25 protein-coding genes are annotated in these 24,354 nt (G+C 41.6%); 4 read left to right on the top strand and 21 right to left on the bottom strand.

What is annotated here, in order from left to right; all coding sequences use genetic code 11:
• Position 1: 1 nt before the first annotated feature.
• The 21 genes from P7J49_RS05820 to ligA form a co-directional block, all read right to left on the bottom strand.
• Positions 2 to 1,102 (bottom strand): mannonate dehydratase, encoded by a 1,101-nt coding sequence (locus P7J49_RS05820; protein WP_024378476.1) that lies wholly within the window; start codon positions 1,100 to 1,102, stop codon positions 2 to 4.
• Between the two features lie 13 nt (positions 1,103 to 1,115).
• Complete coding sequence (gene uxaC, locus P7J49_RS05815) at positions 1,116 to 2,516, bottom strand: glucuronate isomerase (RefSeq protein ID WP_044778538.1); 1,401 nt, start codon at positions 2,514 to 2,516, stop codon at positions 1,116 to 1,118.
• Between the two features lies 1 nt (position 2,517).
• Positions 2,518 to 3,138 (bottom strand): bifunctional 4-hydroxy-2-oxoglutarate aldolase/2-dehydro-3-deoxy-phosphogluconate aldolase, encoded by a 621-nt coding sequence (locus P7J49_RS05810; RefSeq protein ID WP_029176962.1) that lies wholly within the window; start codon positions 3,136 to 3,138, stop codon positions 2,518 to 2,520.
• 122 nt (positions 3,139 to 3,260) lie between these two features.
• On the bottom strand, positions 3,261 to 3,977 hold the full coding sequence (locus tag P7J49_RS05805; RefSeq protein WP_053863794.1) for a FadR/GntR family transcriptional regulator: 717 nt from the start codon (positions 3,975 to 3,977) through the stop codon (positions 3,261 to 3,263).
• Between the two features lie 45 nt (positions 3,978 to 4,022).
• On the bottom strand, positions 4,023 to 5,822 hold the full coding sequence (uidA, locus tag P7J49_RS05800; RefSeq protein ID WP_408569909.1) for a beta-glucuronidase: 1,800 nt from the start codon (positions 5,820 to 5,822) through the stop codon (positions 4,023 to 4,025).
• Positions 5,823 to 5,837: 15 nt separating this feature from the next.
• Entirely contained in the window at positions 5,838 to 6,866 is a 1,029-nt protein-coding gene (locus P7J49_RS05795) for a PfkB family carbohydrate kinase (protein ID WP_408569908.1), read from the bottom strand.
• Positions 6,867 to 6,921: 55 nt separating this feature from the next.
• Positions 6,922 to 8,475: an MFS transporter gene (locus P7J49_RS05790; RefSeq protein ID WP_408569906.1), complete on the bottom strand. Its 1,554-nt coding sequence runs from the start codon at positions 8,473 to 8,475 to the stop codon at positions 6,922 to 6,924.
• Between the two features lie 186 nt (positions 8,476 to 8,661).
• Positions 8,662 to 9,501, bottom strand: coding sequence for a DNA/RNA non-specific endonuclease (locus P7J49_RS05785; RefSeq protein ID WP_408569904.1), 840 nt, complete (start codon positions 9,499 to 9,501; stop codon positions 8,662 to 8,664).
• A 29-nt stretch (positions 9,502 to 9,530) separates the two neighbouring features.
• Positions 9,531 to 9,722 (bottom strand): DNA-directed RNA polymerase subunit beta, encoded by a 192-nt coding sequence (locus P7J49_RS05780; protein WP_012775177.1) that lies wholly within the window; start codon positions 9,720 to 9,722, stop codon positions 9,531 to 9,533.
• The gene (gene murA / locus P7J49_RS05775) at positions 9,715 to 10,998 is read right to left on the bottom strand and encodes a UDP-N-acetylglucosamine 1-carboxyvinyltransferase (RefSeq protein WP_024400741.1); all 1,284 of its coding nucleotides are present in this window, start codon (positions 10,996 to 10,998) and stop codon (positions 9,715 to 9,717) included. Before murA ends, P7J49_RS05780 begins: the two co-directional genes overlap by 8 nt.
• Positions 10,999 to 11,021: 23 nt before the next feature.
• On the bottom strand, positions 11,022 to 11,246 hold the full coding sequence (locus tag P7J49_RS05770) for a DUF1146 family protein (RefSeq protein WP_408569903.1): 225 nt from the start codon (positions 11,244 to 11,246) through the stop codon (positions 11,022 to 11,024).
• 59 nt (positions 11,247 to 11,305) lie between these two features.
• Positions 11,306 to 11,722, bottom strand: a complete 417-nt coding sequence (locus P7J49_RS05765; protein WP_002936007.1) for a F0F1 ATP synthase subunit epsilon — start codon at positions 11,720 to 11,722, stop codon at positions 11,306 to 11,308.
• A gap of 9 nt (positions 11,723 to 11,731) precedes the next feature.
• Positions 11,732 to 13,138, bottom strand: a complete 1,407-nt coding sequence (gene atpD, locus P7J49_RS05760) for a F0F1 ATP synthase subunit beta (RefSeq protein ID WP_024407431.1) — start codon at positions 13,136 to 13,138, stop codon at positions 11,732 to 11,734.
• A gap of 19 nt (positions 13,139 to 13,157) precedes the next feature.
• A complete protein-coding gene (locus P7J49_RS05755; RefSeq protein WP_002936012.1) occupies positions 13,158 to 14,036 on the bottom strand; it encodes a F0F1 ATP synthase subunit gamma in 879 nt (292 codons plus the stop codon).
• Between the two features lie 11 nt (positions 14,037 to 14,047).
• A complete protein-coding gene (gene atpA, locus P7J49_RS05750; RefSeq protein ID WP_032497571.1) occupies positions 14,048 to 15,568 on the bottom strand; it encodes a F0F1 ATP synthase subunit alpha in 1,521 nt (506 codons plus the stop codon).
• A gap of 3 nt (positions 15,569 to 15,571) precedes the next feature.
• Positions 15,572 to 16,105: a F0F1 ATP synthase subunit delta gene (locus tag P7J49_RS05745; protein WP_408569902.1), complete on the bottom strand. Its 534-nt coding sequence runs from the start codon at positions 16,103 to 16,105 to the stop codon at positions 15,572 to 15,574.
• Complete coding sequence (gene atpF, locus P7J49_RS05740; RefSeq protein ID WP_002939801.1) at positions 16,106 to 16,612, bottom strand: F0F1 ATP synthase subunit B; 507 nt, start codon at positions 16,610 to 16,612, stop codon at positions 16,106 to 16,108. It abuts the gene before it with no gap.
• Positions 16,613 to 16,629: 17 nt separating this feature from the next.
• Positions 16,630 to 17,346, bottom strand: a complete 717-nt coding sequence (atpB, locus tag P7J49_RS05735) for a F0F1 ATP synthase subunit A (protein WP_024407435.1) — start codon at positions 17,344 to 17,346, stop codon at positions 16,630 to 16,632.
• A gap of 36 nt (positions 17,347 to 17,382) precedes the next feature.
• Positions 17,383 to 17,583 carry a F0F1 ATP synthase subunit C gene (locus tag P7J49_RS05730; RefSeq protein ID WP_002936021.1) on the bottom strand — a complete coding sequence of 67 codons (201 nt, stop codon included), beginning with the start codon at positions 17,581 to 17,583 and terminating at the stop codon, positions 17,383 to 17,385.
• Positions 17,584 to 17,719: 136 nt separating this feature from the next.
• A complete protein-coding gene (locus P7J49_RS05725; RefSeq protein ID WP_408569900.1) occupies positions 17,720 to 18,763 on the bottom strand; it encodes a diacylglycerol kinase family lipid kinase in 1,044 nt (347 codons plus the stop codon).
• Between the two features lie 10 nt (positions 18,764 to 18,773).
• Positions 18,774 to 20,732 carry an NAD-dependent DNA ligase LigA gene (gene ligA / locus P7J49_RS05720; RefSeq protein WP_029185885.1) on the bottom strand — a complete coding sequence of 653 codons (1,959 nt, stop codon included), beginning with the start codon at positions 20,730 to 20,732 and terminating at the stop codon, positions 18,774 to 18,776.
• A 122-nt stretch (positions 20,733 to 20,854) separates the two neighbouring features.
• On the opposite strand from ligA, the gene P7J49_RS05715 reads away from it, so the two are divergent.
• The 4 genes from P7J49_RS05715 (at position 20,855) to zwf (ending at position 24,286) form a co-directional block, all read left to right on the top strand.
• Complete coding sequence (locus P7J49_RS05715) at positions 20,855 to 21,001, top strand: SPJ_0845 family protein (RefSeq protein ID WP_002936026.1); 147 nt, start codon at positions 20,855 to 20,857, stop codon at positions 20,999 to 21,001.
• 1 nt (position 21,002) lies between these two features.
• Positions 21,003 to 21,908 (top strand): permease, encoded by a 906-nt coding sequence (locus tag P7J49_RS05710; protein WP_408569897.1) that lies wholly within the window; start codon positions 21,003 to 21,005, stop codon positions 21,906 to 21,908.
• Positions 21,905 to 22,720 carry a TIGR03943 family putative permease subunit gene (locus tag P7J49_RS05705; RefSeq protein ID WP_408569895.1) on the top strand — a complete coding sequence of 272 codons (816 nt, stop codon included), beginning with the start codon at positions 21,905 to 21,907 and terminating at the stop codon, positions 22,718 to 22,720. Before P7J49_RS05710 ends, P7J49_RS05705 begins: the two co-directional genes overlap by 4 nt.
• Before the next feature lie 78 nt (positions 22,721 to 22,798).
• Entirely contained in the window at positions 22,799 to 24,286 is a 1,488-nt protein-coding gene (gene zwf, locus P7J49_RS05700) for a glucose-6-phosphate dehydrogenase (protein WP_044668739.1), read from the top strand.
• Positions 24,287 to 24,354: the final 68 nt, after the last annotated feature.

Here is a 24,354-nt window from a genome sequence, read left to right as displayed (position 1 = left end):
ACTAGCCCTCCTTATTTCCAACTGTTTTGACTGTAATTCCAAAATCTGGTGTCTTACCCGCTGCTCGCATATTGGCTTCATAGAGACCGTTAAAGTAGGTTGCTCCAAGGGCTCGGTCATACAAACCATAACCAGGTGTCTTGGTCTGGTCTCCCCAGATACGGCGGCCGTGGTCTGGACGTAAGGCACCAGTCCAGTCATAGTCTACCAATAATTTAACAACAGCATTCATATCAATGTCACCAGCCTGTGACAGATGTGCTGTTTCTTGGAAGCCCCAAGCACCTGCCGTCACATTGCGCGTATGCATAAAATTGATACGATTGCGTTTGAGAGCATATTCCGTCATGGCAAGGACATCATTTTTCGGATCAGAAGCATAGGATCCGACACACATGGTAATTCCATTGTGCTCTGAATCATAGAGATTCAAAAATCGTTCAACGGCTTCTTGACCAGTAATAATACGTGGCAATCCGAAAATTCCATACGGAGGGTCATCAGGGTGAATAGCCATTTTGACGCCAGCCTCCTCAGCCGTTGGCAGAATCGCTTTGATGAAATACTCCAAATTCGCCCATAAATCTTCTTCGGAAATATTCTGACGATAATTTTCAATAATAGCCTTCATTTCTTCCTTGGAATAGGACGAGTCCCAACCAGGTAAATTCAAATCATCCGCCACAGGATCAACACCTGCCAAATCAGATTTAAGAAAAGCTAAAGAGGTTGAACCATCTGGAAGTGGGTGGTGCAAGTCTGAACGTGTCCAGTCAAACACAGGCATGAAATTGTAGCATACAACTGGAATACCTGCAGCCCCGACATTACGGATGGAAGTTTTATAGTTTTCGATTAAGGCATCACGATTTGGCTTCCCTTGTTTGATGTCTTCATGGACAGGAATGGATTCAATAACCGTAATTTCAAGTCCTGCCTCTTCTACCATTTTTTTCAGCTCTAGAATGTTTTCAAGGGGCCAAGCTTGACCAACTGGCACATCATAGACAGCTGTCACAATTCCCTGCATACCAGGAATCGCCTTAATCTCCTCAAGTGTCACAGGATCCTTTTTCCCATACCATCGAAATGACATTTTCATGATTTACTCTCCTTTATTGTTCAAAAAATTCTTTGGCATTGTAATAGGATATGGCTTCTACAAGCTGGCCTAAACGATTGTAATCTTCAGGCACTTCTTCATCAACAATCCATTGGCCGACGTAAGTCGCTAAAATCCGTCTGAAATAATCATGCCGTTGATAAGATAAAAAGCTACGCGAATCTGTCAACATACCAACAAAATTTGCAAGCATGCCCTGTTCTGCATAAGCATTCATCTGGTCAATCATACCCAACTTGGTGTCATTAAACCACCAACCAGCACCAAATTGTAGCTGACTACGAAGCCCTTCCTCATTGGACTGGAAATTCGCCAAAGTATTGGCTAGAGCAATGTTGTAACTTGGATTGAGATTGTACCAAATCATTTTTGGAAGGGCATTTTCCTTGACCAAGTTATCTAACAAACGATTCAAATTCACAGTCAGACATGTCTGGTCTCCAATCGAATCCACACCTACATCTGCTCCAAGTTTTTCAAACAGTCCGGTATGGTTGTTCCGTAAGGCACCAAAGTGAACTTGTGTCACAAAGCCATGTTTCTTGTACAATCGGCACAATTCCCTAAAGATAGCAGTCTGCCATTTATTGATACTGGATTGACCAGCTTCTTTACCTGCAAGTCTTGCTAGTAAAATATCATCAAGCTCTTCAAGGCTTGCTTCTTCGTATGAAATGGCCGTAAAACTGATGTCACTTGCTCGGCAACCGTGTTGAGCAAAATAGGAAACGCGCTGACCAAGTGCCTCTACAAAACTTGCAAAGTCTCTTACTGCTACCCCTGTTACCTCCTCCAAGCGTTTAATAAATGGATTGAAATTTCGATGTTCTATAAAGGCTTCATCTGGGCGGAAAGTCGGTGCCACTACAGTATCTATAGTTGAGTCCTCAGCCAAGCGCTTATGCCATTCCAAGCTATCAAGAGGATGGTCAGTTGTCCCAATAAAGGTCACCCTAGCATCCGCAATTAGCTTCCGTGGACTCATTCGATGTTCTTGCAAATAAGCATTGAGCTGATGATAGAGTCGCTCTGCATTTTCTTCGGTCAACAATTCCTCAACACCGAAAACCTGTCGCAATTCCAAATGACTCCAATGATAGAGAGGATTTCCGAAAGCCCGTTCCAAGGTCCTTGCCCAGGCTTTAAACTTATCTAGTTTACTTGCTGAACCTGTGATTTCTTCTTCTGAGATACCATTAGCCCGCATCAAGCGCCACTTGTAATGGTCACCCCCCAGCCACAGATCAACAATATCTTCATAAACCTTATCTTCAAAAATTTCCTTAGGATCCAAGTGACAATGGAAATCATAGATAGGAAGCTCTGCTATTTTCCCGTAAAGCTCCTTAGCAGGCTCGTTTTTTAGCATAAAGTTTTTGTCATTAAAACTCATTTCATCCCTCCAAAGCTGCAACAAAACTGCGAGCAATCGTCGTTACACTTTCATAGCCTTCAGCCTGCACTCGACTTGCCAGAGCCGAACCGACTCCAACAGCACAAGCACCTGCCTTTTTCCAATCTGCAACATTTTCAACCGATACGCCACCAGAAGGCATCAAATCCACTTGGGGCACTGGTCCGTGAATATCCTTGATAAATCCAGGACCCAAGACACCACCAGGGAAAAGTTTGATAATAGGACATCCCGCCTGACTAGCTGTGACAATCTCTGTTGCAGTTGCACAACCTGGGAAGTAGAATACCTCAGCCTCTTGCGCCAAGTCTTGAATTTCTTTATCAAAATGAGGACTAACCAGAAAACTAGCACCAGCGTCAATTGCCTCTTGTGCGAGAGATACATTCATTACAGTTCCTGCACCAATGACTACGGATGAATCATCTGAGAACTCCTCTTGTAATTCTTTGATAACTGTCGCTGCATTTGGAGTCGAAAATGTGATTTCAATATTTCGAATACCTCCCAAAATCGCATGGCGAGCGATTTCTTTCGCATCTTCTTCATCTTTTCCGCGAATCACTGCAAAAAAGTAATTTTCTTTTAATTGCTTTAACATCTTGACCTCCAATTAGAAAGCGTTGTCATTTATAGCTATAGTATACAATTCGTCAGATGATTTGTCAAGAAAAAAGCAAAAAATACCCAGAAGAATTCTTCTGGGCTATCTATTTTTTATTTCTATTTATGATCGTTGAGACCATGCAAGGTCATATCTTTACCGAACCACTCACTCAATACAACCTGTCTTACTGCTATAATATGCGCCAACATGCTATCATAGGCTGCAACAGGGTGACGTTGTTTGATAGCCATTAAGATATTCCTATGGGCCTGTAAACTATCCGATTTCATCTGACGATTTGAATAATTTTCATTGATCAGATGAATAGATTGATTAATGACAGGCATCAGACTTGTCATAGCCAGATTCCCACTCATCTCAGCTAACATACAGTGGAATTGTACATCCAATTCCAGATGCTTCGAATCTCCAGCAGCTACCGCCTCTTCAATAGCTACGACAATGTCTTCCAACCTTGCAATATCTTCGTCCGAGGCAAACTGTGCAACACGCTCCGCAATTCTCGGTTCAAGCAAATACCGCACTTCAAACAAATCTGTCGTCAACTTCACACGATCTCTCACCAAAGAAAAACCTAGGGGATCCTCTGATACTCCTTTTTTAGAGCTGATATAGGTTCCCGACCCTTGGCGCACCTCCAGAATATTTCGAGTAGCCAAACTTCGAACAGCTTCACGAACAGTCGAACGTCCAACTTCTAAATCTTGGGCCAATTCATACTCATTTGGAAGCTTGTCACCAACTTCATATCCTCTTTCCAAAATCAATTCTAATAAGCGTTCCGATGCTTTTTCTACCAAGGGTTTCGCCATGTGCTTGGTCCTCCAATACAACTTTCTATCTGCTACTATTATAGCTCATTTCCTCTTATAATGGTAGTTTGGAATGGCAGTCCAACGTTTCTTGATTTCTCTTACAATTTGCTTGGGTTGTCGATTTCTTGAGAATAATCCTTTGTGATTTCCTTGAATGCGAATGATACCGACTGTAGTTTCAAAATCAGCAAAATTCCAGACCTGCTCACCAACCAAATTAGGAATAGAATCAAAGACTCGATGGTTCATCTCATAGTAATCCACCTGAAATTCCTCTGTATAAGGAATATCCCACATCGAATGCAAACCTGGAAGAGTATCTGCACCATATTCCGTCATCAAAATCGGCTTGTCAGGATAAAGTTTTTGCCAAGTCTCCAACTCTTGACGGAGCCTTTTTTCTGCCGCCTTCAAGTCACCATGAGCAACATACCAACCATAATAACGATTGAGACTGACAACATCGACCAAATCCATCACCTCATCCTTATCAGGCGTTGCTGTCATAATATTGACCAAGGTCACAGGACGCTTAGAAGGATCTTTGTCCCTCATGCGTTGAATCAAAGGTTCAAAGTACGCACGTGCTCCCTTTTCATGCCCTGCCGGTTCATTGGCAACAACCCACATCACTACAGAAGGATGATTCTTATCACGCGCTATCAATTCATCAATCACCAGCTCATGAGCCTCCTTGGTTTGCATAACTTCCCAAGTATTTTTTACTACTTCAGAATCACCTGTCAAATTCAAGGCCGCATTGAAAAGCTGGAACAGACCGACTGCTGGCACTTCATCAATGACAACGATTCCCAAGCGATCTGCCAGCCGCATCATTTCCTCAGAATAGGGATAATGGGAAGTCCTAAAAGAGTTTGCTCCAATATCCTTCAGTAAGTTCAAATCCATCAGATTGGCTGCTTCATTGAAACCACGGCCATTAATAAAGGTATCTTCATGTTTACCAAATCCCTTGAAATAGAACGGTTTTCCATTGATAAAAAACTGCCCATTTTCAACCGCAACACTACGAATGCCGAATTGTTCTGAGTAGGTATCTAGCAAGTTTTCTCCGTCAAATAATTCAACTTTAGCAGTATAGAGATAGGCATCCAAGACTTCCCAAAGGCGTGGATGTTCAATGGCCATTTGTCCATTTTCAAGAAGACCTACTTCCTGTCCCTCTTGATCTAAAATAGACATACGGATGGAATCGTACTGCCCAATTGTCTTCACATCAACATTTACTACTGCCTGAGTCAAATCTTGATTTAGCTCAGTCCGAATAACAATATCCTCAATTCTATTTTTGGGACGTTTATAGAGATAGACTGTCCGCTGGATACCAGCATAGTTGAAAAAGTCAAAATTTTCCTTGACTGTCTTTACAACTTGACCATTCTCATCCACTTCTTCACTATAATTCCCTACTGGAAGGGTTGTATAATTTAGTTCATTATTGGCACAGACTGTCAACCGGAATTGATCAGCGTCGTATAAGTTTGATGGAATCAAGCATTCAAAAGGTGTGAAACCACCCTTGTGCTCCCCGATTAGCTGACCATCTGCATAGACTTTGGCCTGATGCGTCACCGAACAAAAACGCACAACCAACTCCTCATCAGCTGATACGACAGGGAGAGCCACCATGAGTTCATACCAATTGTCTCCGACAAAACTGCGCTTTGCTTTATCGACAACAACATCATTAAACGAACTTGGTACAACCATTACTTCATCTGTATCTAACAGACTATGAACATCATTGTTCCCTTGCTTAAAAGCCCATATTCCATTTAAGGAATTAACTGAACGTGTTTTTGTTTGAATTGGATACAACATACTTTTTCCTTCTTTCTATCGTTTTATTTCACGTGACCCTTTTTTCAATAGCAAATCAATGTCTGATGGACTGATGACATTAATGTCCCCTTCAATGGTATGTTTGAATTGAAAACTAGCCATCCCCAAGTCGACTATTTCCTGTGGCGTTTTTTCCTGCAAATAGCCCAAAATAATTCCTGCTGTATAGGCATCCCCTGTCCCAACTCGGTCCAAAACTTGAATGGATTCTTTTTCCGTTTCATAAAGAATACCATCTTGATACAAGTATGCTTTCAGCAAATATTCATTATTGTAGGTCATTTCCCTCTGGGTAAAAGCAAGACCCTGCAAAGAATAGTTCTCTGCTAAACCTTTAACCACCGCCAACAAGACCTCTTTATTTTCATAAGGGCGCTTCAACCCCAATTCATCCTTCACATCTTTACCAGATTCATTGAAAAGTTGAATAGGCTCTAGACCAAAGCAAATATCTGCTAAACCTACAAAAGGAGATAATTTCTCCCTTGCTTCCTCAAAAGAAGACCACAAACTTTCTCGATAATTCAAGTCAAAGGAAACCTTAACACCCTGCTCCTTTGCCATTTCCATCAAACGAAAGGCCAGTCGATAAATATCTGGATTCAAAGCGACCGTTATACCACTCACATGAAACCAGTCAACACCGTTAAACATACCTTCCAAATCATAATCTTCTTCCTTGGATAAGCTGAAAGCAGAATAATCACGGTCGTAGGTCACCTGACTAGGTCTCAGAGAGAAACCCTTTTGATAATAATAAAGCCCCAGCCTCCCCTCTTTTCGAATCACATTTTTCTGTCCAATCTGCCTTGCAAAAAGAAAGTGTTCTGCCATTTTTCCCACTTCATTCTTAGGCAGTGCTGTCACCAACTCGACTGAGTGACCAAGCTGAGCCAAGCTGACTAAAACATTCAACTCCGAACCACCAAACTGACAATCTAAACTCGTGGCCTGTGTTAAGGTCTGATAATGAGGAGGAGATAGCCGCAATAAAACTTCTCCAAATGCTAAGATTTTTTTCATACCGCCTCCTAGATGAAAGACCCAGCTGGAAGCCTCCAACTAGGTCGTTAATGTATTATTTATCGTCGTACTGGTCAACCTTATATTGAGTTACATCCACATAATCCATATCAGATAATGGAACATTTTTTGCAATCGCACGCACACGTTCTTCATCTTTTGCCGCTTTCATAACATGGATTTTCTCTTGAATACGAGCCATTTCTTCACGGTCTAGTTTGTAGAATTTCATCAAGAACAAGGATACGCTCAATACCGCTGCTGGAATCACAGTCAACAGGACAATCAGTGCCATTCTCAAATCTGTTGAGAATGCTGTTTCAACAGTTGGGTACTCTTTACCAAAACCGATACCTGCTAATACAAATCCAACAACCATTGGGGCAAATGAAGAAGCAATTGAGTCTGTCAATGAGAAGATAGTCCCAATCATACCTGACAAGTAACGACCAGATACTGAAGTTTCATAGTCCGTAATATCCGCACCCATGGTCAATACCAAACCAGATGGAGCACTAGATGCGTAGCGAGCAATGATATAAACAACAAAGAAACCGATTGTGTAGAGATTCCAATTCGTTAAATCTAACATTCCAGGTTCAGCAGAAAGAAGCATAACAGCAAGAATAATCAAACCTGTAATTCCCAGCTGAAGGGCCGTTACATATGCAAAACGCAAACCTTTACGACGAGCCAATTGCGCAGCACCAACTGTTACAAGAATACCTGGCAAAATCAAGAGCATAGACATTTTTCCAGAAAGAGCATAGTCACCAAAGATGATACCATACAGCATCACTCCGACAACTGAATCTCCAAACAGTTGAGCAACAAATTTTACAAAGGCTGCAGAGATTGAAAGAACCTGCAAAGGTTTATTTCCTTTGATAACTTTCCAGTAGTCTTTCAACTTAGTTTCTTGTGTCTTCTCACCAAGACCAAAGTATTTCTTATTGTCTTTTTCCCAAATACCAATAATAGCAAGAATACCCAGTACAGCTGAAATTATTACTACACCAAGGAATAACTCTTGGAAGAATCCCGGGGTAAACCCACCATGTTTTGGAACCAAGGTTCCTGATACGACAACCTGACTACCAGTCATCAACACAGTTGTGGCGATACCATCAACAATGTTAAAGATTGGACGTTGCTTTGGATCATTAGTAAGCGCAACTTGTCCTGCTTTTGTAATCGTCTGTTGAAGTGAATATCCAATTTTATGGATAATCAAAACAAGGATGAATAGAGGAAGACGGAGACTCTCGCTAACTCCACTTAAACCTAACATCATAAAAAGAGAAGCTGCTGTAATGATATTCCCCAAAACCAAGATAGGACGATATTTACCAAACTTAGTATCCGTTTTATCAATGATAACTCCAATTGTAGGATCGATGAAGCCGTCAAAGATACGAATATAGCCCATGAGTTGACTAACAAACAGGGCTGCAAGACCAAGTACACCTGTCGATAAATAAGTCACGAAAGTAAAAGCAACCAAGTAAATATTCGTCGATGAATTGTTCATCGCAAATAATATGATTTGCCATAACTTGGCTTTGTTATAAGTAACGTCTTCGACACGTTGCTCAACATGTTTTTTCATTGGAAATTCCTCCTAAATGTTTTCTACGATAAAATCGTAAGCGTTTTCTTTAAGTATATTCTAATATTCGTCTGATGATTTGTCAATAGTTTTGGTAAATATTTTTAATTATACGCAAAAAAAGACGATTTTACGCGAAAATCGTCTGATATATTTGATTTGGCGAGAGAGAATTTGTCTGACTATTTATTGATTTACTGCAATTTCCCCACTATGATAGTTGATACTGAGACCGCTCTGCACATTTGGAACAAACACATTGAACTCTAGGCTACCATCTGCTGCTTTTGCCTCTAGATGACTTCCGACTGGAACCAAATCATCCTCATCAGCATAAATCAAGGTCACGCGGTAACGAACACGTTTGTTCTTATCCAAAGCTTTACGAACTTGACTCTCAAAATAGTTTTGCCCCGTCGAATCCTCAGCCCTTGCCTGATTGGACCAAGCTGTTTGAACTGCAATATTCTTAGGATTGCTGGTTGAAGCATCAAAGCCTTTTAAACCGCCAATCAAGGCATAGCCCAGCAGATGCCCCCTATCAATCGCATGATCATAGGATCCATCCAAATCCTGTACCTGATGCCAACCAGCTGGGGTCCATGAAGTCGAACCATTTCCTGTTTCTTCACGACTCTTATACTGTCGCGTTGATTTGGCTAAAAGGGCATTTGCCACTGTTGGAACCGTTTCTCCCTGCACAGTCTTTGTCTTATTATCCGCATAGGGCTTACTAGAGACTGAAGCATCTAAATCAGTCTTATTTCCGTTGATGATAAAAGCACCCGCTCCATTCCAGTCAATTGAATGTCCAAGCTGTTTCTTTACATCCTCAGTCAATACAGAACTAGCTAGTTCCTGACTAGGTGTGCTCTCGCTTGCCTTAGACTGATTGACATAATAGGAATAATTAGCAACGTTACTGCTCTTGTTATCACTTAAAAGATAGCCACCCGCTACTACAACAATCGTAGCCAATAATCTGAGCAGACTCATCGCTTGTTTTTTTACATTTTTCTTCGCCATTTTCTCTCCATCAAAAAAGCAGGTCCAGCCTACTTTCCTGTAAATTTACCGATTAGTTCTTGCCACTTAGCTGGTGACAACACCGCAAATACATTGTCTCCATCTCCTATGACACCGTAACCAACCATTAATCCTAAAATAAACACCAAAATAGCAATCAACAAAACAACTGCTACTAAGATTAAATTTTTACCAACATAGCTAAGATTATCCTTATCCATTTTCATCTTCTCCACTCACACGTTCAATCGTTGCACCTAAAGCAGCTAATTTCTCATGAAAACGATAGTAACCTCGATCTAAGTGCGTTAATTTACCTACAATCGTCTCACCTTCAGCAACCAAACCTGCCAAAATCAATGCAGCACTAGCTCGCAAATCAGTAGACATAACCTGAGCACCTTGCAAGGTCTGACCACCTGTAATAATAGCTGTATCACGCAAAATTTCCGAATGCAAATCCATCCGACGCATTTCTTCCAAATGCTGGAAACGATTCTCAAATACCGTTTCAATCATGGTAGATTCACCCTTTGCAACTGCCATTAGAGCTGTAAATTGAGCCTGCATATCCGTTGGGAAGCCTGGGTGGGGCAAAGTTTTTACTGTTACAGGTTTAAGCTTATCCACTTGCGAACGAACTCGAATCCCTTCAGCTTCTTCCGTCACCTCAACTCCCATTTCCAACATCTTAGAAATGAGTGGACGGTTGTGCTCCCAGACAGCATCCTTGACCAAGACATCTCCACCAGTCATTGCCGCTGCCACCATAAAGGTGCCCGCTTCGATACGATCTTGCACCACTTGATGTTCTGCGCCAGTCAATTCTTCTACACCAGTAATCGTAATCGTCTCTGTACCTGCTCCCTTAACTTTGGCCCCCATTTTGTTTAGGAAAATAGCCAAGTCAACAATTTCAGGTTCTCGCGCTGCATTTTCCAATACCGTTGTGCCCTGCGCCAGAGTTGCAGCCATCATTAAGTTTTGCGTTGCCCCAACACTTGGGAAATCAAGATAGATATGAGCTCCCTGCAAGTTCTCTGCACTCGCTTCAATATAACCCGCACGTTGCTTAATTTTAGCCCCCATAGCTTGCAAACCTTTTAAGTGCAAATCTATTGGACGGCTACCAATTGTACAACCTCCTGGCATAGAAACCTTAGCATAACCATTGCGTGCCAAAATCGGACCAAGAATAACAATAGAGGCGCGCATTTGACTCACATACTTATAAGGAGTTTCGCTACCAAGTTTACCTGTTGCGTCAATATCGATAGTCTTTGTCTCCTCGTCAAATTTCACACGAACTCCCAGACCACGTACAACATTATTCATTGTATAGACATCAGACAAAATAGGAACCTGAGTCAATTTGGTCTGTCCTTGACTTGCTAGAACCGTTGCTGCCAATAAAGGCAGAACGGCATTCTTCGCCCCCTCAATCTCAACCTGTCCTTTCAAACCGTTTTTACTACCTGTAACAATAATTGTATCCATTTCTTATCCTTTTCTTACTTAAATCACATATTTGCAAAAGAGCGTCCCATCATCAACAATTCTAAAAAGAAAGTCGAGACTAAGTACCCCAGTGCTATTGTCAGAAAGAGAATCAGCAAATTGATTTTACGCTGATTGTCCCCAGTCACCTTCAACCACCGTGACCAATCAACTGTTGTAACCAAGAGATGATGAGCCAGATAGATAAACAATATATGACTAAAAAACTGTAAAATTGAAATTACCATGTTTCCATTATACCATGAAATGAAAAAAAGGAACTGAACCAAGTTCAATCCCATATAGATTAATGTTTTCCAACACGAATACGATTTATCGCACGTTGGAGGGCGACTGTTGCACGCATCTCCATATCAATATTACGAGCAGTCTGTGCTTCTTCCAATTCACGTTCCGCGCGCAATTTGGCACGTTCCGCACGACTAATATCAATATCCCGTTCCCGCTCAGCGGAATCAGAAATGACCGTAATAATATCCTTGTTGACTTCAATGATTCCACCATTGACCGCAATCCAGTCTACATGGTTTTCATCATCCACACGACGCACTTTCATTTCACCGATTTCCAAAACTGCAATCAGTTCTTCATGTCCAGAATAGACACCCATCTCACCATCAACCGTTTTGACCAAAACAAATGCTGCATGATGGTCATATTTGATACCGTCTGGTGTTACGATTTGTACAGTCATTTGTCCCATAAGCCACCTCTAGAATTTCATTTTAGCAGCTTTAGCGACCACATCCTCAATTGAACCAACATTTCGGAAGGCATCTTCTGGTAGATGGTCGTGTTTGCCGTCCAAGATTTCCTTAAAGCCTTTCACCGTTTCAGCTACTGGCACATAAGAACCTGGCATTCCTGTAAATTGCTCCGCAACATTGAAGTTTTGAGAGAGGAAGAATTGGATACGACGAGCGCGACCAACCAAGGTCTTCTCTTCATCTGACAATTCGTCCATACCGAGAATGGCAATAATATCTTGCAATTCTTGGTAACGTTGAAGAACACGTTTTACTTCCATGGCCACTGCATAGTGCTCTTCACCAACGATTTGTGGAGAAAGCGCACGAGATGATGATGCCAATGGATCCACCGCAGGGTAGATACCAAGCTGAGTCAACTTACGTTCCAAGTTGGTAGTCGAGTCCAAGTGAGCGAAAGCTGTCGCTGGAGCTGGGTCTGTATAGTCATCCGCAGGTACGTAAATGGCCTGAATAGATGTAACAGAACCCTTCTTAGTTGAGGTAATACGCTCCTGCAATTGTCCCATCTCAGTTGCCAGTGTTGGCTGGTAACCAACGGCTGATGGCATACGACCCAAGAGGGCAGACACTTCTGAACCAGCCTGAGTGAAACGGAAGATATTATCGATGAACAGAAGAACATCCTGCCCTTCCACATCACGGAAGTATTCCGCAATGGTCAAACCAGTAAGAGCAACACGCATACGGGCTCCTGGTGGCTCATTCATCTGACCAAATACCATGGCCGTTTTTTCAATAACACCTGATTCTTTCATTTCCCAGTAAAGATCGTTCCCTTCACGGGTACGCTCGCCAACTCCGGTAAACACAGAGATACCACCGTGTTCTTGGGCAATATTGTGAATCAATTCTTGGATAAGAACGGTTTTACCAACACCGGCACCACCGAAGAGACCAACCTTACCACCTTTTAGATAAGGTGCTAGGAGGTCGATAACCTTAATCCCTGTTTCCAAAATTTCGCTTGAAGTAGATAATTCGTCAAAAGCTGGCGCTTTCTTATGGATAGGCTCACGTTCAAAATCTGCCGGAAAAGACTCTTCAAGGTCAATGGTATCTCCCAACACATTGAAGACACGACCCAAGGTTTCTTTACCGACTGGAACAGAGATGGGACGACCTGTATCGAGAACTTCCATCCCACGTGTCAATCCATCCGTTGATTCCATGGCAATGGTCCGTACAACGCCATCACCAAGTTCCAAAGCCACTTCAAGCACGACTTTTTGTTTGGAATCATCATTTTTATATACAACGAGTGCGTTGTTAATCTCAGGAAGTTTATCTTCTGCTGCAAACGCAACGTCTACAACTGGTCCGACAACCTGAGTAATTTTGCCTGAACTCATTCTATTTCCTCTATTTCTATTACTCAAGGGCTGAGGCACCAGCTACAATCTCAGTAATTTCCTGAGTAATCGCTGCCTGACGAGCCCTATTGTATTGGATTGTCAAATCGTTAATGACATTCTTAGCATTATCCGTCGCTGTCTGCATGGCTGTCATACCTGCTGCATTTTCAGCAGTTTTGGCATCCAAAATCGCTCCATAAATAGTTGATTCTGCATATTGAGTCAAGAGTTGTTCCAAAATAACCTCACGGTTTGGTTCCAACTCAAAGGTAGCTGTATAACCATCTGCTTCATTGTGGTCCAAATCTTCTACAGGAAGCATCTGTTGTACACGCACCTGACTGGTCAAACTATTGACATGGTGGTTATAACAAACATACAACTCATCAAAGAGTTCATTCTTGTACATCTCAACAGACTTAGAAATGATTTTTTGAACCTCTTCAAAACTTGGATTGTCTGCTAAACCGCGCAATTCAAAGACAGGATTGATACCACGAGCACGGAAAAAATCTGCTCCCATGCTACCAATAGCAATAATCTCATACTCATCTTTCGAGTCATGATCCTGTTCAATCATCCCCATCACAGCCTTCAAAATACTGGAATTATATGAACCTTTTAGTCCACTGTCAGAGGTAATGACAATATAACCCGATTTTTGAACTGGACGGCGAATCAGCATTGGATTGCTTGTATCTGAAGCCATCAATTCTCCACGCAAAAGATCCGTTGTAATCTGACGAACCTTACTAGCGTAGATCTGAAAGGATTGCGCTAATTGCTCTGATTTGGCTAATTTAGAAGCCGAAACCATCTGCATGGCACCGGTGATTTGACTGGTTTTCTTAGTTGATGCAATTTTTGACTTGATTTCATTGAGAGAACCTGCCATCATTCACTCCTTTACTTAAAGACAGACTGGTCTTTGAAAGCTTGGATAGCAGCATTCAATTCATCTGTGTCAGGAAGATCTTTTGTTGTGCGAATAACATCCAAAAGACCATCGTAGTGCAAATCAAAATATGCGTACAGTTCTTCTTCAAATGCCAAAATATCATCAATTGGCACTGAATCCAAGAAGCCATTTGTCAAAGCATACAAAATCAAAACCTGTTTTTCAACTGGAAGTGGCTTATGCAATGGTTGTTTCAAGACTTCCACAGTCCGACGACCTCGGTTGAGTTTGGCCTGAGTTGCTGCATCCAAATCCGAACCAAATTGCGTAAAGGCTTCTAATTCACGGTATGAAGCCAAATCGATACGAAGGGTACCTGCAACCTTTTTCATGGCCTTAATCTGTGCAGAGCCACCAACACGCGATACAGAAGAACCCGCATCAATGGCTGGACGGATACCAGAGTTGAATAAATCGTCCTTCAAGAAGATTTGTCCGTCCGTGATAGAAATCACGTTGGTCGCGATGTAAGCTGAAATATCCCCCGCTTGTGTTTCGATAAATGGTAGAGCTGTAATGGAGCCACCGCCCAGTTCATCTGAAACCTTTGCTGAACGCTCAAGCAAGCGACTGTGCAAGTAGAATACATCCCCTGGATAGGCTTCACGACCTGGAGGACGACGAAGCAAGAGAGATAATTCACGGTAAGCTACCGCTTGTTTTGACAAATCATCGTAAACAATCAAGACGTGTTTGCCTTCATACATAAACTCTTCTGCCATCGCAACACCAGCATAAGGAGCCAAGAAAAGCAATGGAGACGGTTGTGAAGCAGATGCTGTTACTACGATTGTGTAATCCAAAGCACCATATTGCCGAAGGGTTTCAACCTGAGTACGAACAGTTGACTCTTTCTGACCGATAGCCACATAGATACAAATCATGTCTTGGCCTTTTTGGTTGAGAATAGCATCAATAGCTACAGATGTCTTCCCTGTCTGACGGTCACCGATAATCAATTCACGCTGACCACGACCAATCGGAACCAAAGCGTCAATCGCCTTAAGACCAGTTTGAAGCGGTTCATTAACCGACTTACGTTGCATAACACCTGGTGCTGGATATTCAATCGGACGAGTCTTACTAGTACGAATTTCACCAAGACCATCCACAGGTTGACCGAGTGGGTTGATGACACGACCGATCAAAGCCGAACCAACTGGTACTTCCATAATTTTACCAGTACGACGAACAACTGACCCTTCACGAATATCGGTAAATTGTCCGAGAATGATGATACCAACATCGTTGGTTTCTAAGTTTTGTGCCATACCAATGGTGCCATTTTCAAATACCAAAAGCTCTCCACTCATGGCATTGTCAAGACCTTGCGCACGGGCGATACCGTCACCGATATAGGTTACGACACCAGTCTCTGTGTAGTCAAAGTCAGGCTGAAAGCCTTCAATTTGTTGTTTTAGTAAAGCGCTAATTTCTTGTGCATTAATCAAAAGAACACCACTTTCTATTTTCTAAAGTTTTTTTCTAACGTCCTTCAACTGTGTCCGAACGCTTGCATCGATTACCTTATGGTTAACCGTTACAATAAAACCACCGAGGAGACTTTGATCAAGTTCTTCCGTGATATTGCGTACACGCAAGGAAAATCGTTGTTCTACCAAGTGACGGAGACGCTCTTTTTGAGCTTCTGTCAATGGATATACTGAAGCCACATGGGCTTCAAATTCATTTTTAAATTTACTGATTTGTAGTTGAACTCGTTCAAGTGTTTCAAGCAGCAAATCTGCATGACCATCTCGAATCACATCTTCTATCAAGTCATTAATTTGCCAAAAACTTGATTGACGAACAGTTCTTACAAATTCAGCCTTTTCTTCTCTTGATACCGTAGCAGACAGCAAGAGACGATTCAGCTTACTATCATGGATAATAGAAATCAATTCAGAAATTTGGTCATACATATCCCAAATTTCTGCATTATCACTAACTTTTTCAACAAATGATAGAGCATATTTTTGCACGATGGCATTTTCTCTAGCGTTCATCTACTTGTCTCCTAGTTTGTCCAAATAACGGTCAATCAAGTTACTATGAGCTTGTTGGTCCAAATCTTCCAAAATAATTTTGCTTGCAAGATCAACTGCCAATTCAGCAACTTGAACACGCAAGTTTTCTTGTGCTTCACGTTTTTCAGCTTCAATTTCCAATTGAGCTTTTTGCTTCAATCCTTGAATTTCAACATCTGCTTGCTCAAGAATACGTTTTTTCTCTAGTTTTGCGCGTTCAACCGCGTCTTGAATAATCTTTTGACTTTCAATACGTCCCTGTACCAACTCATCTTCACGTTGTTGAACAAGGTTCGCTGCTGCTGTTAGTTTTTCTTCTGCAGCATCAATATCATTTGCAATCTTATTGGCACGTTCTTCAAAAATACCTGTAATTTTATCCCATGCAAAAACACGAATAAGAATAATAAGTACTGCAAATGAGACTGTTACCAAGATAAAGTTTCCAAGAATGGTACTAGATTGCATTGTAATAGTTGTTGCCATAGTTGTCTTTCCCTTTCCTATTCACTCTCACCACTAATTTTTTTATTTAAGTACATAGATACCAACATGATAAATACATATCCCTGCAAGCATGAAATGAATACAGAAAATGCTGTCCAAACAACGTTTAGAGCAAAGGCAATTGGATATGCAAGTGCACTTTGTTGAGATAATTGTAGAAGAAGAGAGACAAGCACTTCACCAGCATAAATATTACCGTACAGACGAAGAGCAAGCGACACAAGGTTGGTCACTTCTTCCAAAATGTTCATTGGAGCCATAGCCCAGGGTGTCACAAAAGATTTGAGGTACGCCTTGAAACCACGACGACGAATACCTTCAACATGACAAAATACTGTTGCAATTGTTGCCAAACCGAAATCGTAAGCCATATTGGCCGTTGGAGAAGTCCACAAATTATGTCCTTCTGCTGTTTCCAATTTGGTCATCAAACCTAGATTATTGGCAACCAAAAGAAAAGTAAAGACTGTAAAGAAGAACAAGGAATACCGCTTTGCTTCCGCATCGCCAAGATTCCCTTTTGTAAAATTGATGGTCAATTCGTAAACGTACTCCAAAACATTCTGTTTTCCTTTTGGCTTGAGCTCCATCCGACGACTAGCCCAAAAAACAAGTAAGAAAATAATGGAAATGGTAATGACAGAAACCAATACCATGGTCAGGTCAAAGGTTACGGGACCAAGGGTAAGGGTTGGACTTAAATGTTCTTCCAATGGAGGTTCCCCCCTTTTCTATTTCTCTATTTTCTACTATTTCAAGACAAATGTCATAGCCAAGGTTACGAAGAAAGTTCCCTCGATAAAGGCAACACCCAAAAATACACCAGCCATCAATTTACTTTGCATTTCTGGTTGACGTGCAGTCGAACTAAGGTATGAAGCCACCAACAGTCCCTCACCGATACTTACACCAAGACAGGCCAATCCAAGGGCCAATGCGCCTAAACTCATAACGAATTCTCCTTTTAAAATTTAATACCATGTAAGGATACTCCTAAAACATCTATTTGTCAAGAAAATACCGCCATTGTAAGCGTTTAATTCATTTTTACAAAATAAAAAGAAAAGACGGTTTCATCTTTTATTCCTATTTAATAGCTTCATCAATATGGTCTGTTTCTTCAATGAATCGTTTGGCCATATCTTCTCGATTCATCTGATCAGTATCAAGAGTGATTGCATGGTCTGAAACCAGATCTGTATCTGCGAAAAACTCTATATGGTTTGATAGGTTGTACAGACGAACAGGGGCTTCCCCACCAAACTCTCCATCTAGATTGAGCAGTAGACGGTTATCTGGGTTCAGATTTTCGATGGATAGGCTCTTGGTTTTTATGTATTCAACTAAATCACTCTCAATGTGTTTGCCACCGTCTAAGACTTGACGAATCAGATGCAGAATTTCAAATAAATTTCCCGTTTTTACCATTAATAAGGTAAAATTGCCGTCATCCAACTTAGCATCTGGAACGATCTGTTCAAAACCTCCAATTGAATTGGTTAAGGCAACAAAAATCATTGAAACCGAGCCTTCAAACACGCCCTCGTCATGCTCTACACGAACAGGTGTAAATTGTACTTGTGGCAAGAGTTCTGCTCCTTTTACCACATAGGCCAAATAGCCAAACATGGTCTTAAGTTGACTTGGAACACTGTAGGTCAATTCCGTAAGTGTACCTGCCGCAGCAATGTTGATAAAATAATGTTCTTGATGAAAACCATTTTTTTGATTTTTGGCTAAACCAATATCCATTAAAATGGTCTGCTGCTTACCAATAACCTTAGCTGCTTCTACAGGATTTCCCCTGGGCACTTTTAAGGCACGCGCATAGTCATTGGTTGTACCAGTTGGGATGATAGCCATTTTCGGTCGTTTTTCGAGCGGAGCAATTCCATTGACGACTTCATTGATCGTTCCATCTCCACCAGCCGCAATAATCAAGTCAAAGTCCGCAAGTGCCGCACGTGTAGCCTCATTTTTTGCAGAGTCTTTCTCAGCAGTTGTTTGAAAAGCTGAAGTTTCATAACCGTAGCCTTCCAAAATGTCCAATACTTCGGCTACATTTTTCTTCATGATTTCTTGACCTGAGGTCGGATTATATATTAGTCTAGCACGTTTTCTTTCTTCCATCGTTTTACCTTTACAAGCTCTCCAACCAAGCCTCATCTTTTATTTCGATACCTAGTTCCTGTGCTTTGGTCAATTTACTACCAGCATCTGTTCCAGCAACCACAAGATTAGTTTTTTTAGAAACTGATCCTGCTACATTTGCCCCTAAAGCTTCTAATTTGGCCTTGGCTTCGTTTCGTTTCATTCGCTCCAATTTACCAGTCAGTACAACTGTCATACCCGATAGCGCAGCATTTTCATCTACTACTTGTCCGAGATAGGTCAAGTTTACCTTAGCTTCCTTAAGTTCAGTTAAAAGTTGCTGCGCACCCTCACTAGCAAAAAAAGTTGTCAAGGACTTAGCAATAACCTGACCAAGACCTTCTAGCGAAGCAATTGCTTCTTGTTCAGCAAATGCTAAGGTTTCTAAATCGCCAAATTTTTCTACTAAAATCTTACTTGCCTTACTGCCGACATGGCGAATACCCAGTCCAAATAGGAGGCGTTCTGCTGAGTTGCTCTTAGAAGTTTGAATGGCTTGATAGAGCTTGTCAGCTGATTTTTCTTTGAAACCTTCCAAAGTCAATAGGTCATCAACAGTTAATTTATAAATATCAGCAACATCGTGTACCAAGCCTGCTCCAAAGAGTTTTTCAACGATTGAACTCCCCAGTCCCGCAATGTTCATGGCATCCCGACTTGCAAAATGTTCCAACTTACTCATCAGCTGACTAGGACAAATAGGGTTGATACAGCGGAGGGCAACTTCGTCCTCATAGTGTTGTAGGTCGCTCTGACAAGACGGACAATGACTAGGAATAGGCATGATTTCTTGCTCTTTTCGATATTTATCCACCACTTTCAGAACTGCTGGAATAATATCTCCCGCCTTATAAACAATGACCGTATCGCCAATACGAATATCTTTTTCAGCAATATAGTCTACGTTGTGCAAAGTAGCACGGCTAACAGTCGTTCCTGCTAGTTGAACAGGACTAAGGTTGGCAGTTGGTGTAACGACACCCGTGCGGCCAACAGTCCAGTCAACCGATAGGATTTGCGCTTCTTTCTCCTCAGCTGGAAACTTGTAGGCTACTGCCCAGCGAGGTGCTTTAACTGTAAAGCCCAATTCTTCTTGGATGGCAAGGTCATTGACCTTAATGACGATTCCATCGATTTCATAAGGCAAATCGTCTCGTCGCTCTGCCATTTTTTCAATAAAAGCCCAAACCTCGTCAATCGTGTCTGCCAACTGGTAGTCGTGGTTGGTCACAAAGCCTAGACTATCCAGCTTTTCCAGCACTTGTGACTGGCTGGTCGCCTCAGAAGGACTGGCCTCTTGGTAGAGGAAAGTAGCAAGACCACGCTGGGCCACGACACCTGTGTCTAATTGGCGAAGAGTTCCTGCCGCTGCGTTACGCGGATTAGCAAATTCAGCTTCACCAGCTTCCTGACGCTGTTTGTTAACACGGTCAAAGGAAGCCTTTGGCATATAACACTCACCTCGGACAGTGATGTCCACAGCTTCGGGTAGGGTCAAAGGAATATCAGCCACTCGTTTGAGATTTTCTGTAATATTTTCACCGACACTACCGTCACCACGTGTAGCACCCACGACTAAATTACCCGCTTCATAGGTCAGGGAAATAGATAGACCGTCAATCTTCAATTCACAGATATAAGTTGCTTGAGGAAATTCCTTGCGAACTCGCTGGTCAAAAGCTTCTAATTCTTCACGAGAAAAAGCATCCTGCAAACTAAAAAGAGGATAAACATGACTATATTTTTCAAATCCGTCTAGCACCTTTCCCCCGACCCGATGGGTAGGACTATCTGGTAAAATCAGTTCTGGATGAGCTGTTTCCAGTTCTACTAATTCACGATAAAGCGTATCATATTCTGCATCTGATGCGCTAGGTTTGTCCAATTGATAATACTCTTTAGCGTATTGATTGAGCACGCTAACTAATTCTGATATTCTTGTTTTCATAAGAATATTATATCATGATTTGAAGGTGCGAACTATATTTGCGCTTCAATAAAAACAGATTCCTTTAGATAATTTTTAGTAAAAAATGTATAATGTGTATATAAAATTTTTGGAGGTGCCCTATGGCTGTAACCTATAAACGACAAGATGATTTAGAAAAGATGCTGGAAGAATTTGCTTCATTTGAAAAACTGGAAGAAATTGAGTATCCTGATCCAAAATCAAAAGAAAATTCCGAGAAAAACAACTTGAATCAGGATAAAAAATAATATGTTCGGTCTTGATCAATTACCTACCTCCGTCCTACAGGCGGGGGCTATTTTCCTGTCTATCATGATTGAAGCCTTGCCCTTTGTATTGATTGGAGCATTGATTTCTGGCTTTATTGATGTGTTTATCACCCCTGAAAAAGTCCATAAACTCCTTCCCAAGAACAAGTTTCTTGCCATTCTATTTGGAACCTTTATCGGCTTCATTTTCCCGTCTTGCGAATGTGGTATTGTCCCTATTGTCAATCGGCTATTAGAGAAAAAAGTACCTAGTTATACTGCTGTTCCCTTTTTAGTAACGGCTCCTGTGATTAATCCCATCGTCCTTTTTGCAACCTTTACTGCTTTTGGCAATTCCCTACTTTTCGCCTTCTATAGAGCCCTAGGAGCCATCATTGTATCCCTAGTATTGGGAATCATTCTTGGTTTTTTCGTAAAAGGACCCATTCTTAAAGGAAGCAAGTTTGACCATCACCAGCATGATTATTCAAATAAAACAAGCTGGCAAAAAGTTGGCTTCGCACTTATTCATGCCATTGATGAATTTTTTGATACGGGACGTTACCTAGTCTTTGGTTGTCTCTTTGCAAGTCTCGTACAAGTCTATATTCCAACTGCTGTCCTGACTACCATCGGTCACAGTCCGTTAACAGCTATTTTACTGATGATGTTGCTGGCCTTTCTTCTTTCCCTATGTTCTGAAGCCGATGCCTTTATTGGCGCATCACTACTATCCAGCTTCGGATTTGCCCCAGTAATGGCTTTCTTAGTTATCGGACCCATGGTGGATGTTAAAAACTTGCTCATGATGAAACATTATTTCAAGGGGAAATTTATAGTCGGTTTTATCATTACTATCACTCTCGTTATTTTGGGATATAGTCTGATACTTGGAGGTGTAGTATGATTCGTTTTTTAATTCTTGCAGGCTATTTTGAGATGACCATGTATCTTTATGTCTCTGGAAAATTAGACCAATACATTAATCTGCACTATAGCTATCTAGCCTATCTATCCATGGTTTTATCTTTCATACTTGCCATCGTACAATTGTATGTCTGGGTAAAAGAAATTCGAGTACATAGCCATTTAAAAAGCAAAATTGCCAAACTATCAAGCATTGGACTATTGCTCATTCCTCTTGCTATAACCTGGCTCTTTCCCACGGTAAGCCTAGATTCAACAACTGTTGCTGCCAAGGGCTATCATTTCCCACTAGCAGCAGAAAACGATGCTAATACACAAAACCAAGAAGGGACGACTGTTCAGTATCTCAAGCCTGATACTTCTATTTATTTTACGAAATCTGCCTATCAAAACCAGATGCGTGAAATTGCTGATAAATACTTGGCTGAAGAAACCATTGTCGTTACTAATGAAAACTATATGGAAGTGATGGAAGCAATCTACGACTATCCTACGGAATTTTCAGGAAAAACGATTGAAATGATTGGATTTGTCTACAATGACCCTGACAATAGCCAGCAATTTTTCCTTTTCCGCTTTGGTATTATTCACTGCATTGCTGATTCTGGGGTATATGGCTTACTCTCTACGGGGGCTACCACAGAATTTCCTAACAATACTTGGGTAAAAGCCAGAGGAACAGTCAAGGTTTCCTACCACACATCGTTGAAACAAAATCTCCCAACACTTGAATTACAATCGATGGTTCAGATTGAACAGCCAGATTCCCCGTATGTCTACCGTGTTTTCTAATAATCCCAACTCAAAAAGTGAATTTTCTGACAATTTGTGGTATACTATTAATGATATTCAACAGATAGGAATGAAATTATGTCATCACATGTATTGTTTACAATTTTTGGTGCTAGTGGCGACCTTGCCAAACGCAAACTTTACCCATCTTTATTTCGCCTCTATAAGGCTGGACACATCAAGGAAAACTTTGCAGTAATTGGTACAGCTCGCAGACCCTGGACCAAGGAATTTTTTGAGCAAACCGTCATTGAATCACTGGGTGATTTGCCTGACACACCACGTCAAGCTCATGAATTTGCTAGTCATTTCTACTACCAAAGCCATGATGTCAATGACACGGAACATTATGTAGCTCTTCGTAAATTGCAGGATGACTTATGTGAAAAATACGATACCCAGCACAACAAGGTCTTCTTCCTCTCTATGGCGCCTGAATTTTTCGGAACCATTGCCAAACACCTCAAATCTGAGCAGATTGTTGACGGACAAGGTTTTGAACGCTTGATTATTGAAAAACCTTTCGGAACTAGCCTTGCTACAGCTACCAAACTCAATGATGAATTGGCAGCAGCCTTCAATGAAGACCAAATCTACCGTATCGACCATTACCTAGGAAAGGAAATGGTGCAAAATATCTTTGCGGTTCGCTTTGCCAATATCATTTTTGAGCATATTTGGAACCGCGATTACATCGATAACGTCCAAATTACATTTGCTGAAGCGATTGGTGTTGAGGATCGTGGGGGCTACTACGATCATTCTGGTGCCTTGAAGGACATGGTGCAAAACCATGCCCTTCAAGTTCTTTCCCTTCTAGCAATGGATAAGCCAGCCAGCTTCAAGGAGGAAGATGTCCGCGCTGAAAAGATCAAGGTCTTCCAACACCTTCGTCAGCCTTCTGATGAGGACCTCAAACGCAACTTCATCCGTGGTCAATATGCAGCAGGTTCCATCGACGGAAAAGACTACGTTAGCTACTTGGATGAACCAAATATTGCCGAAGCTTCTCAGACAGAAACCTTTGCAGGAGGTGTCTTCTTCGTTGATACTGACCGTTTCCGTGATGTACCTTTCTTCTTCCGTACAGGTAAACGTCTGACAGAAAAGGGCACGCGCGTAACCATCACCTTCAAGCATGCGGAAGATATTTTTGGTCAGCCTTCTGAGGCCAATGTATTGACCATCTTCATCCAGCCAACAGAAGGCTTCATGCTCTCTATCAATGGTAAGGAAGTTGGTTCCCACTTTGCTCTTACTCCTGCCAAACTCAACTTCCGCCACAATGCAACTGCTCTTGGAAATTCACCCGAAGCCTACGAAAAACTATTTTTCGATGTCTTGAACGGTGATTCTACCAACTTTAGCCATTGGGAAGAAGTGAAAGCAAGCTGGAGCTTGATTGACCGCATTGTTGATTTGTGGGCAAGCAACCAAGTCCCACTCCACACCTATCCAGCTGGAACGATGGGACCTGAGGCAGCCTTTGATTTGCTAGAAAGCTACGGTTGCAAGTGGGTTTGGACTCCTGATGTATGGTATCGTGAACGTGGTTTATTGAAATAGACAATATGTAAAGACCCCCAGTTGAGAATTCGTGGATTTACCTGTACACTAGAATAAAAAAACAATCA

It is taken from the genome of Streptococcus suis, assembly GCF_046032515.1.
GTDB classification, from domain to species: domain Bacteria; phylum Bacillota; class Bacilli; order Lactobacillales; family Streptococcaceae; genus Streptococcus; species Streptococcus suis_AL.
Note: the sequence above shows the minus strand (reverse complement) of the source record. Positions and strands in the feature narration are given on the sequence as shown.